Genomic DNA, 10,238 nt, shown 5'->3' with positions numbered 1-10,238 from the left:
GTCGCCATCGCGCGCGGGCAGGCCGCCCTCGAAGCCGCGGAAGCCGTCGCGGCGGCGCGTACCGCGCAAGAGAACGCCGCGCGTGCCGCCGCCGCTGCGGCCGCCGCGGTGCCGACCGGCGACGCCATCACGGCCGTCGGGGATTCGGTCATGCTCGCCTCCGCCGCCGAGCTGCAGACCACATTTCCCGGCATCACCATCGACGCCGCCGTCAACCGGGGCATGTATTCCGCGGCCGGCATACTCGCGGCATCCGCTGCTGCTGGAACTCTGCGGCCCGTGGTCGTCGTGGGTCTCGGCACGAACGGGCCCATCACGGCCGGGGAGTTGACGGCAATCGAGACTGCGATCGGCCCGGACCGGCACCTTGTGCTCGTCAACGCCTTCGCCGAACGGGACTGGACCCCCACGGTCAACACGACCCTCGCGAATTTCTCCGACGACGAACCCTACGTCGTTCTGGCCAACTGGCATGATGCGATCGCGCCGCGCCTCGACCTGCTGGCCGAGGACCGGGTGCACCCCGGCCCGACGGGCGGGCAGGTCTACGCCGACAGCATCCGCTCTGCGCTCGAGGCCCTCGCGAGCGACAACTAGTTCGACGCGGCACCCTGCTGCTCGACCTGAGGCGCGACTGCGCGCAGCGCCTCGTCAACGGCGTGCTGCACCCGGGCCTCCTCGAGACGAGCACGTTCCGCGCGACGACGCGTGACGAGAATCAGCGCCCCCCACACCGCGCCGGCAAGAAGCACGAGCAGAACCAGCAGCGGCCATGGCACCGCCCAGGTACCGGTGGACGCCTGAACGGGCTCAAGCCCCGGCGTCGAACCGGCAACGACGGCCAGTTCGGGATCGAGCACAACCGAGCCGGTGAGCCAGAACGCGGGGAATACCTTGCTGGCCGCAACCCTGACCGGCCACGATTCGCCCGGAAGCAACTCAGGAACGGGCACGACAGCGCTCACCTGAGCGGGCAGCGCGCCCCACGGCCCGGCAAGCGACACGGTCTGGCCGGCCGCGAGACGTACATTGCCGGTATTGGTCACGGTGTAGCTCACGGTGGCGTCGGATGTTCCGAACGGATTGAGGGTGCCCGCGTACTCAACGGTCAGGTTCTCTACAGCAAGCCCGGGCTGCAACTCTCCCAGAACACGCAGGTGCATGCGGATGCCCAGGCGCCGGTCCACATCGATACCCTGTTCCTGTCCGGGCTGCGGCAGAGACGTGAGGATTCCGCCGAGGTAGTCTCCCGGGGTCTCATCGACCGGCACCGTCACCAGGAAGGGTACCTCCACGGTTTCTCCGGCAGGGATGCTCACGTGACCGGTTTTCAGCACCGTCCACTTGCCCACGGCAACGGATGCGGTGTCGCGTGTGACGAGATCGACCTGGCCGCTCGTGGTCGTGAAGCCATCGGCCGCGTAGACGTCCAACTCGAGGGGTTCAGCATCATGGTTGCTGATGACCAGCGCGTCGCTGAGCGTCTCGCCCGGGTCGAGCACGTAGTCGAAATTCTGACGATCGCTGTCGGTGTCGTTCGTGGCCGTTCTGACCCCCCAGGTGACGTCACCGTCGGTTCCGACGGCCGCGGAGGGGCTGACCGCCATCACACCGATGGCGAAGACCACGGCCACGGGCAGGGCGCGAAGCAGGGATACGGCACTTCTCGTGCTGCGTGATGATCGGGCAGGCATCTGGTGTCCTTGGCTGTGAAATGAAGGGGCAGGTGGTGCTGACGCACGAATTGGGGTGGGCGCCGGCGGCGCCCACCCCAATCGGTCAACTAGCTCAGCGCGGTGAGGGTAAGCGTCGCCTTGTAGGTACCGTCGGTGACGTCGACCGGCACGGAGAGTCCGAGACCCGCGTCGAGTTTCGCGGAACCGAGCGAGTGGCCGTTCGCCGCGTAACCCAGGGTCGAGGAGACGGACAGTCCGTCACCCTCGAAGAATCCGGACGAAACCGGGGCACCGGCAACGGCGTCGCCACCGGTCTCCACGACGGAGGGCGACCAGCCGAGGTAGCGACCCGAGAACGACTTGGCGCCGGAGGTGAAGTCACCAACCTGGGCGGAAACCGACCACGCCGAGCCGGTCGGCCGGGTGTCGGTCACGCGGATCGCGTTGATCGAACCGACGGCCGAGAAGTGGTCACCGGCGTCGACAGCGGTACCGAGATCGAGGATCCCGTTCGTGCCGTCGATGTTCCAAACGAATTCGCCCGGTGCGGCTTCGGGCACGATGACCTGAAGCTCCTGGGCATCCGTGTCCGGCAGGGTCTCGCGGGTCAGCGTGACCTGGTCGACGACGCTGTTGACGGGATTCGCGTCGCCGTAGGCCTGGCTGCGCAGCGTCTTAATCGTGAAAGCATCATCGGTAACCTCGATGGCGCTGTAGTTACGTACCTTCTCCTGGTTGGAGGCCGACAGGTACGAGAAGCCCTGAGCCTGCAGGTTGTAGTACTTCGAGCCGGAGGCCGAGTTGGCCGTGACATACAGCACGCCGCCGGGGCCGGCAATGACGGAATCGGCGCCGGCCTCTTCCTCGGCGTTGGCCTTCTCGCCGTTGTGCAGCAGGTAGCTGCGCGCGTAGGCGTGGTCGTGGCCCTGCAGGACCACGTCGATGCCAAGGTCAGAGATCGCCGTCGGAAGAACACTGCGACGGTCGATGATGTCGGTGTCGGTCGCGTGCACGGCGGGCGAGTAGATCGAGTGGTGGAAGGCAAGAACCTTCCACTTGGCCTCGTCGCCGTGCTCGGCAACGATTTTGTTCATCCACGCGATGTGCGAGTCGTTGTCACGGCTGTTCGAGTTGATGTCAAGGAACAGCACGTCCTTGTAGATGAACCAGTAGTTGCCGCCCGAGGCGGTGTCCGAACCGGCACCCGACGTGGCGTCGACGTTCGGGGTGTTGAAGTGCTGCTCGTAGGCCTTGGAACCGACGTCGTGGTTTCCGTTGGTGGCAACGAACGGAATCTCGCGCAGCTGGTCGGGCTCGAGGAACGCGCTGTACTGGGTCTCGTTGGCGGCGGAGTCAACCTGGTCACCGGCCGAGAACAGCAGTTCGGCGTCGGGGTAGGTGTCGGTGGCCACGTTCAGCGTGTCGGTCCAGCCGGCGGTGTCGCCGGGGATGTCCTTCGACGATCCGATCTGCGGGTCGCCGAAGAACAGAAAGTTGAAGTCTCCGTCGAAGTCCTGGGTGCGGAAGGAGTAGGTGTTTGACCAGTCGCCCTCGCTGCCGACGCGGTACACGTAGGCGGTGTTTTCCGTGAGGCCGCTCACCGTGGCGAAGCGGTTGTACTCGCCGCTCGTGGTGAGTCCGCCGGTAGCCGAGATGCTCGTGGCCAGGCCGGGGAAGGCGCCATCCACGACGTTGGCGGCCAGTGCGACCTGAGCTACCTGCGCGGTATTGCCTGCGGAGTACCACGAGAAGTTGCGCTGGGTTTCGTCAGCACCGACGTGAAGCACGATGTCGGACTGGCTCGAGGTGCTGGCGAAGGCAGACGTCGCCGTGAGCACGCCGCCGGTGAGCGCCATGGAGAGGCAAACGGCAACGGCGCCGAGGACGATCCCCGTGCGTCGGTGTCCGGGCTGTGCGGCCCGTGCTGTGGTGTCAAAAGACATGTGTGATTCCAGTACCTCTCGGTTAAGAACACGCGGATGCGCAACTGCGCACGCACCGTCAGTGTGATCTTGCTGAGTAAATGGGGTGTGAATGCTAGGAGCCGTGCTGGCAAAGGCTGCACAAAACATCCGGCCACGTGACACGGCCGGGACCGTGCATCTAAGCGAGTGCGATCAGTCGCTCCGCGAACCAGACCAGGCCGAACGCGGCCACCGCGGCCGAGACGAGCACGGTGATCCAGGTCCCCAGCCGGGGCGAGCGTCGCCGCATCACAATCAGCAGCGGAAAGACGACGGCGATGATCAGGAGCTGCACCGCCTCGATGCCGACGTTGAACACCAGCAACGACCACAACAGCGTCCACGACCACGCCTCGTCGATTCCGAGCGCCCCCGCAAAGCCGAGACCGTGCACGAGTCCGAAGCCGAAAACGACGGCAAGCCGAACCCACTCGGCCCGGCCGAGCGCCCACGGCCCAGCGGGCGCGGCCCGGACAGTTCCGGAGAGGCGCGAGCGACGACGGTTGATCCACAGCGGCCAGGCGGCGACCACCGCGATCGAGAGGGCGATGATCGGTTCGACGATGGAGTCCGGCACGGCGATCAGGTTGAGCGCCGCGATCACGAAGGTCAGTGAATGAGCGACGGTGAACGTCGTCGCCGCGAGAACCACGTCACGCAGTCGGCGTGATCCGACGATGAGGGCGAGCAGAAAAAGCAGGTGGTCGGGGCCGGCCGCCAGGTGTTCAGCCCCCAGCAGAAAGAATTCGACAAAGCGTTCGTGCCAGGCCTGCCCGGTGGAGAAGGTGGTGTGGGAGGAATCGAGTGCGGCGCTTCCGGACTGGCCGTCGAGCTCGTAGGTCACGATGGTCTTGGTGTCGGTCACGTAGTCTTCGGCGTCGGGAAACAGGCTGCTGGTCAATTCGTAGGACAATTCTTCCCCCGACCCAGCCGCGCAGGCGAAGTCGAGCACCAGCAGGGCGTACGGCACGTCGTCGCGCAGGTCGACCGTGATGTCGCCCACGGGCGTCGGCACGCACGCCGCGCCGGCAGATGCGACCAGAAGCCGTTCCTCAACGTAGTCCAACACCGTGTCGGCGTGGTCGTTCATGGCAATCGCCTCATCGCCGGTCTCAAACAGCGCCATGCCGTCGTCGAACAAGCCGGGATCATTCTGATTCTCGGCCGCGGACACGACCAGCAGGTCGTACTCGAGGTACACGTCGGTGCGAATCTGTCCGCTGGCCGTCGCGGACGCGTCAACGTAGACCGTGGACTCAAAGCCGTGGGCCGATGCCGGTGCCACGGTCAGGGCAACGCTCGCGGCCGCAGCGACCAGACCCAGAAGAACCGGCAGAAGGCTGACGCGGCGGGGTGCCCGATACCGGGAAGAATCGATCCTACTCATCCGCTCAACCTGTCCGAAGCGGATGAACAAGCAACGCCTGAAGCGTGAACTCAGGGTTAAGGGGTATTCGCTTGACGCGGTGCTGAAAGTGTTCACCTGCCTGATTCGCGGCCGACACCCCGTGGCCACCCGCGGCTGCCAACCTGTGGCGGTGTCGGACTCTCCCCGATTCCCGATATGCCTCGGAGGATGAGTTGTCATGCGCCCCAGACCACACGTCTCGACTGTCGTGGCTGCGGCCGTCGCGGTCGCGATGTTCGCCCTCGTGACCGGCTGCACGACCCCCACCGACACGTCAGGTTCTGTCGGCACTTCGGGCTCAAGTCTGCGCCCGCTCGGCTCGGGCTTTCTGGGGGGCATCACGCTCCCCACCTCGGAGGCGACGCTGACTCCACAGCCCGGCTCGTGGCACGGCGTCGTACCGCCCGCGGACTTCAGCGCGGTCGTCATTTACACCGGTGACGACAACGCGACCCGACAGATCGGGGTCGCCGTCGAGCGGTGGGCCAGCGAACACGACGTTGAGCTGCGGGTGATGGAGGCGGCCGATGACGACGAGGTCGAGCGGCACCTCAACACGGCCGTCGAGCTGGCCCCCGATCTGGTTCTCGGAGCCGGCAGCGGTGTCGTCGATGTCTTTTCGCTGCTCACCGCCCAAAACCTGGGTCAGGAGTTTCTTATGATCGGCGCTCAGCTGCCCGAACCGACCGAGAACGTAACGGCGGCGGTCTGGGAGGGAGCCACGTTCCGCGGCACCGGCATCAGCGCCGCCGCAGACCAGACGGCATCTGCGGTCACGGTGGATCGCGCCGAAGACGCCGTCAACGCGGGCGTCGCGAGCGTGTTGCACGACCTGACCGGGATCGTGCTGCGGCTCACCTTCTGACGCTCGTGCTGCGGCTGAGAACTGCTGCCGACTAGTACTGCAGCGTGAAGGCGAGCTTGCGGTGGGTCGGCGCGTAGCCCATGCCCTCGTAGAGGCCGAGGGCGCCGGTCGGGCTCGCGGAGTCCACGGCGAGCGTCGACCGTTCGTAGCCGAGGGCCTGCCCGGCCGAGAGGTGTGCGGCGAGCAGCGATTGGGCGATGTGCCGGCCGCGCCAGGCGCTCGTCACTCCGACCAGGTCGACGTAGCCGCCGGTGAACCCCTGCGTGCGCCAGACGTCTTCGTTCGCGCTCGACAACACGAAGCCCACGACCTGCTCGACGCCGGCGTCGTCGGTTCCGAAGGCAACGAACGACAGGTCCGGTCGAAACCAGCGCCCGGTCACGAAGGCGTTCCAGTTCTCATCGCTCATCGGCTGGCTGGCCCAGTGGTCCATGAACGCGTCGTCGCGGGCGACGTGCACGGCCTGCGACACCTGCGCGGTGAACGGCGCGAGACGGATGCCCGGCGCCGGTTCGACCGCCGCAATCGGTTCGGACAGCAGCCGCTCGAGCGAGAGAAAGTAGCGCGACAGGTGCATGCCGCCCAGGCGCAGCAGTCGGGCATTCTGCGGGGAGCGTTCGTCGGCGTAGGCGAGAATCCAGCCGGGCAGCATCTTGTTCGATGAGGCGAGCTGCTGTTTCGCCCGCCCAAGCTGCCAGGCCAGCAACTGGCGGCCGATTCCGCGGCCGCGCAGCTCAGGGTGCACTCCGCCGATCGGCAGTGAGCGCACGAGCGTGACCTGACGCGGCGGAAACATGACCATGGCGACCGCAACGACCCGGCCGTTACCGTCGATGCCGATCAGCGAGTCGTGTTCGGCGTGAAAGTGGGAGTAGCCAAAGTCGGCCGCGATCGCGCCGCGCGCGGTCAGATAGTTGGGGTGATCGACCCGGCCCATGTCCTGCCGCAGCTGCCAGATGCCGTCGATGTCGGCATCCGTCGCCGCCCGCCAGACGGCCACATCGGGATGCCGCGGTGCGGCCAGTCTCAACGGCGCCGCCACCCGGGAACTCAGCGGTGACTCTCGGGGCGGTCGGGGAGCTTGCGGTCGCACGCTCTGGGCACGTTCCGGATCAGGCATATGACCAGCCTACGGAGTTAATGCGAAAAAAGAGGGGCCCGGCCGAAGCCGGACCCCTCTTGTTGCGAGCTACAAACTATTTGGTCTCTTCGACCGGAGCGTCAGCAACGACCTCGTCAGCGACGACGTCTTCAGCAACAACGTCTTCGACTACGACGTCTTCAGCAACAACGTCTTCGGCAACAACCGCGTCGGAGCCGACCGGAGTCGCGGCGACGGTGGCAACCTTGGAGCGCTTGACCTTGGGCGTGACGGGCTCGAGAACGAGTTCCATCTGCACCATCGAGGCGTTGTCACCCTTACGGAAACCGAGCTTCGTGATGCGGGTGTAGCCGCCCTCGCGCTCGTTGACCTGGGGTGCGATCACGGTGAAGAGCTCGTGAACGACGGTCTTGTCGGTGATCGTCGCGAGAACGCGACGACGAGCGTGCAGGTCGCCGCGCTTGGCGAACTGCACCATGCGCTCGGCGAGCGGACGCAGGCGCTTGGCGCGCGTCTCGGTCGTCTTGATGGACTTGTGGGTGAACAGGGCAGCAGCCAGGTTGGCGAGCATGAGGCGCTCGTGCGCCGGGCCGCCACCGAGCCGGGGTCCCTTTGTGGGCTTAGGCATGGGTAATCTCCAGTATCAAAAAACAGTAGAGGTCGTCGAAGAGACGAACCTTAGTTGGTGGGCTCTTCTTCGTATCCGCTGTAGAAGTGGGCGCCGTCGAATCCGGGAACGGAGTCCTTGAGGCTCAGGCCGAGCTCAACGAGCTTGTCCTTGACCTCGTCGACGGACTTCTGTCCGAAGTTGCGAATGTTCATGAGCTGGGTTTCCGAGAGGGCGACCAGTTCGCTGACATTGTTGATGCCTTCGCGCTTGAGGCAGTTGTACGAACGCACCGACAGGTCGAGGTCTTCGATCGGAATCGAAAGCTCGGTCGAGAGCACGGCGTCGACCGGCGCGGGGCCGATCTCGATGCCCTCGGCTGCGGTGTTGAGTTCGCGTGCCAGGCCGAACAGTTCGGTCAGCGTGCGACCGGACGATGCGATGGCGTCGCGGGGCGAGATGGCCGACTTGGTCTCCACGTCAACGACGAGGCGGTCGAAGTCGGTGCGCTCACCGGCACGAGTTGCCTCGACGCGGTAGGTCACCTTGAGCACGGGCGAGTAGATCGAGTCAACCGGAATCTGGCCGGCCTCGGAGAACTCGTTGCGGTTCTGTGCGCTGGACACGTAACCGCGACCGCGTTCAATGGTCAGTTCCAGTTCGAACTTGGCACTGTCGTTGAGCGTGGCGATGACGAGCTCGGGGTTGTGCACCTCGACGCCGGCCGGAGCCGAAATGTCTGCTGCGGTAACCTGGCCGGCACCCTGCTTGCGCAGGTACGCGGTGATCGGCTCGTCGTGCTCGCTCGAGACGACGAGGCCCTTGATGTTCAGGATGATCTCGGTGACGTCTTCCTTGACACCGGGGACCGTGCTGAACTCGTGCAGAACGCCGTCGATACGGATGCTCGTAACAGCAGCGCCCGGGATCGAGGAGAGCAGGGTACGACGGAGGGAGTTGCCAAGGGTGTATCCGAAGCCGGGTTCGAGCGGCTCAATGATGAACCGTGAACGGAACTCCGAGATGTTCTCTTCGGTGAGCGTGGGACGCTGTGCAATAAGCACTGTTGATTCCTTTCGGCTAAGTGTCCGCTATATGACACTTGCAATGACGAGGTGTTGATTTGAGAAAGAAAGTGTCCAGGCGGGCCCGACCACCGCAGTGGTCGGGCCCGCCACACAGACAGTGACAGTGCTTTAGACGCGGCGACGCTTCGGCGGGCGGCAACCGTTGTGCGCCTGGGGGGTGACGTCGTTGATGGAACCGACCTCGAGGCCAGCGGCCTGAAGCGAACGGATCGCGGTTTCGCGACCTGAACCCGGTCCCTTGACGAAGACGTCAACCTTCTTCATGCCGTGCTCCTGAGCCTGGCGGGCAGCGGACTCCGCTGCCAGCTGAGCGGCGAACGGGGTCGACTTACGCGAACCCTTGAAGCCGACCTGGCCCGAGGAGGCCCAGCTGATAACCGCACCGGTGGTGTCGGTGATCGAGACGATCGTGTTGTTGAAGGTGCTCTTGATGTGGGCCTGGCCCACAGCAACGTTCTTCTTCTCTTTTTTACGCGGCTTCCGTACGGCCGACTTAGGTGTTGCCATGAATTTCTCCTGAATCCTAAAGGCGTTAGCGGGCTAGGCCGGGGCCTAGCGCGCCTTCTTCTTGCCGGCTACGGTGCGCTTCGGGCCCTTGCGGGTGCGAGCGTTGGTTTTGGTGCGCTGGCCGCGAACGGGCAGGCCCTTGCGGTGGCGAATTCCCTCGTAGCTGCCAATTTCAACCTTGCGGCGGATGTCAGCGGCAACCTCACGGCGGAGGTCACCCTCAACCTTGAAGGTTCCCTCGACGTAGTCGCGCAGGAGGACGAGCTGGTCGTCGCTCAAGTCCTTCACGCGGATGTTTCCGTCGATTGCGGTGTCGGCGAGGGTCTTGAGGGCCCTCGTGCGGCCAACACCGTAGATGTATGTCAATGCAACTTCCACGCGCTTATCGCGCGGGATGTCGACGCCGGCTAGACGTGCCATTGTGTCTCCTGATACTGGTTGGAGGTCTGTAACAAGTCCTGTACACCGGCCTCCAACCGATGGTGTCACCCTCGCGGGCTCCCGGACTTGCTATTTACTTGTCGTACCGAAGCGCTGTCTGCACACTCGATCTCTCAGGGCTTGATCCGAGCAACTGCACGGTGATCGAGCCTGTCGAGATCAAGAGATCAGCCCTGGCGCTGCTTGTGACGCGGGTTCTCGCAGATGACCATCACGTTGCCGTTACGGCGGATGACCTTGCACTTGTCACAGATCTTTTTGACGCTGGGCTTGACCTTCATGGTGATTCCTTGTTTTCGCTGTCCTCGTACCCACGGAGTGCCGCAGGCCGTTACTTACAGCAGTCGTTACTTGTAGCGGTAGACGATCCGGCCACGGGTCAGATCGTACGGGCTGAGTTCTACAATGACGCGGTCCTCTGGGAGGATACGAATGTAGTGCTGACGCATCTTGCCCGAGATGTGGGCAAGCACTCGGTGGCCGTTGGACAGCTCAACGCGAAACATCGCGTTGGGCAGGGCTTCGACTACCGCGCCCTCGATTTCGATGACACCGTCTTTTTTGGCCATAGCCTCACTGT

The 10,238-nt window shown here is 64.7% G+C and carries 12 protein-coding genes; 2 read left to right on the top strand and 10 right to left on the bottom strand.

The features are described from left to right. Positions 1–597 (top strand): SGNH/GDSL hydrolase family protein (locus tag E3T55_RS20115; RefSeq protein ID WP_478213433.1); only part of this gene is annotated, 597 nt, incomplete at its 5' end. Here the strand turns inward: E3T55_RS20115 and E3T55_RS00350 are convergent. From E3T55_RS00350 to E3T55_RS00340, 3 genes are all read right to left on the bottom strand, one after another. After that, positions 594–1,694: a WxL protein peptidoglycan domain-containing protein gene (locus E3T55_RS00350; protein ID WP_134517598.1), complete on the bottom strand. Its 1,101-nt coding sequence runs from the start codon at positions 1,692–1,694 to the stop codon at positions 594–596. The two genes, E3T55_RS20115 and E3T55_RS00350, sit on opposite strands and share 4 nt — an antisense overlap. An 89-nt stretch (positions 1,695–1,783) precedes the next feature. Then, on the bottom strand, positions 1,784–3,619 hold the full coding sequence (locus E3T55_RS00345) for a fibronectin type III domain-containing protein (protein WP_134517597.1): 1,836 nt from the start codon (positions 3,617–3,619) through the stop codon (positions 1,784–1,786). Between the two features lie 160 nt (positions 3,620–3,779). Then, complete coding sequence (locus E3T55_RS00340) at positions 3,780–5,027, bottom strand: HupE/UreJ family protein (RefSeq protein ID WP_134517596.1); 1,248 nt, start codon at positions 5,025–5,027, stop codon at positions 3,780–3,782. Positions 5,028–5,226: 199 nt separating this feature from the next. On the opposite strand from E3T55_RS00340, the gene E3T55_RS00335 reads away from it, so the two are divergent. Further along, positions 5,227–5,913 carry a type 1 periplasmic-binding domain-containing protein gene (locus E3T55_RS00335; RefSeq protein WP_134517595.1) on the top strand — a complete coding sequence of 229 codons (687 nt, stop codon included), beginning with the start codon at positions 5,227–5,229 and terminating at the stop codon, positions 5,911–5,913. Between the two features lie 31 nt (positions 5,914–5,944). Here the strand turns inward: E3T55_RS00335 and E3T55_RS00330 are convergent, their stop codons facing one another. The 7 genes from E3T55_RS00330 to infA form a co-directional block, all read right to left on the bottom strand. Then, positions 5,945–7,033 (bottom strand): GNAT family N-acetyltransferase, encoded by a 1,089-nt coding sequence (locus tag E3T55_RS00330; protein ID WP_134517594.1) that lies wholly within the window; start codon positions 7,031–7,033, stop codon positions 5,945–5,947. 76 nt (positions 7,034–7,109) lie between these two features. Beyond that, the gene (rplQ, locus tag E3T55_RS00325; protein WP_134517593.1) at positions 7,110–7,643 is read right to left on the bottom strand and encodes a 50S ribosomal protein L17; all 534 of its coding nucleotides are present in this window, start codon (positions 7,641–7,643) and stop codon (positions 7,110–7,112) included. A gap of 50 nt (positions 7,644–7,693) precedes the next feature. Continuing rightward, positions 7,694–8,686, bottom strand: coding sequence for a DNA-directed RNA polymerase subunit alpha (locus E3T55_RS00320; RefSeq protein ID WP_119971139.1), 993 nt, complete (start codon positions 8,684–8,686; stop codon positions 7,694–7,696). A gap of 132 nt (positions 8,687–8,818) precedes the next feature. Continuing rightward, positions 8,819–9,217, bottom strand: a complete 399-nt coding sequence (gene rpsK, locus E3T55_RS00315) for a 30S ribosomal protein S11 (protein ID WP_119971141.1) — start codon at positions 9,215–9,217, stop codon at positions 8,819–8,821. A 45-nt stretch (positions 9,218–9,262) separates the two neighbouring features. Beyond that, complete coding sequence (rpsM, locus tag E3T55_RS00310; RefSeq protein WP_134517592.1) at positions 9,263–9,637, bottom strand: 30S ribosomal protein S13; 375 nt, start codon at positions 9,635–9,637, stop codon at positions 9,263–9,265. 188 nt (positions 9,638–9,825) lie between these two features. After that, the gene (gene rpmJ / locus E3T55_RS00305) at positions 9,826–9,939 is read right to left on the bottom strand and encodes a 50S ribosomal protein L36 (protein WP_035834639.1); all 114 of its coding nucleotides are present in this window, start codon (positions 9,937–9,939) and stop codon (positions 9,826–9,828) included. Positions 9,940–10,005: 66 nt separating this feature from the next. Beyond that, entirely contained in the window at positions 10,006–10,227 is a 222-nt protein-coding gene (gene infA, locus E3T55_RS00300) for a translation initiation factor IF-1 (RefSeq protein WP_035834638.1), read from the bottom strand. Positions 10,228–10,238: the final 11 nt, after the last annotated feature.

This window comes from Cryobacterium frigoriphilum (assembly GCF_004403305.1).
Taxonomy (GTDB): Bacteria; Actinomycetota; Actinomycetes; order Actinomycetales; family Microbacteriaceae; genus Cryobacterium; species Cryobacterium frigoriphilum.
The sequence above is the reverse complement of the archived record's forward strand: the minus strand, read 5'-3'. Positions and strand labels throughout refer to the sequence as shown.

Bases quoted from the DNA above. Each gene is read 5' to 3' on its own strand.
- E3T55_RS00350 (WP_134517598.1), bottom strand. From the start codon at position 1,694: ATGCCTGCCCGATCATCACGCAGCACGAGAAGTGCCGTATCCCTGCTT.
- E3T55_RS00345 (WP_134517597.1), bottom strand. From the start codon at position 3,619: ATGTCTTTTGACACCACAGCACGGGCCGCACAGCCCGGACACCGACGC.
- E3T55_RS00340 (WP_134517596.1), bottom strand. From the start codon at position 5,027: ATGAGTAGGATCGATTCTTCCCGGTATCGGGCACCCCGCCGCGTCAGC.
- E3T55_RS00335 (WP_134517595.1), top strand. From the start codon at position 5,227: ATGCGCCCCAGACCACACGTCTCGACTGTCGTGGCTGCGGCCGTCGCG.
- E3T55_RS00330 (WP_134517594.1), bottom strand. From the start codon at position 7,033: ATGCCTGATCCGGAACGTGCCCAGAGCGTGCGACCGCAAGCTCCCCGA.
- rplQ (WP_134517593.1), bottom strand. From the start codon at position 7,643: ATGCCTAAGCCCACAAAGGGACCCCGGCTCGGTGGCGGCCCGGCGCAC.
- rpsK (WP_119971141.1), bottom strand. From the start codon at position 9,217: ATGGCAACACCTAAGTCGGCCGTACGGAAGCCGCGTAAAAAAGAGAAG.
- rpsM (WP_134517592.1), bottom strand. From the start codon at position 9,637: ATGGCACGTCTAGCCGGCGTCGACATCCCGCGCGATAAGCGCGTGGAA.
- rpmJ (WP_035834639.1), bottom strand. From the start codon at position 9,939: ATGAAGGTCAAGCCCAGCGTCAAAAAGATCTGTGACAAGTGCAAGGTC.
- infA (WP_035834638.1), bottom strand. From the start codon at position 10,227: ATGGCCAAAAAAGACGGTGTCATCGAAATCGAGGGCGCGGTAGTCGAA.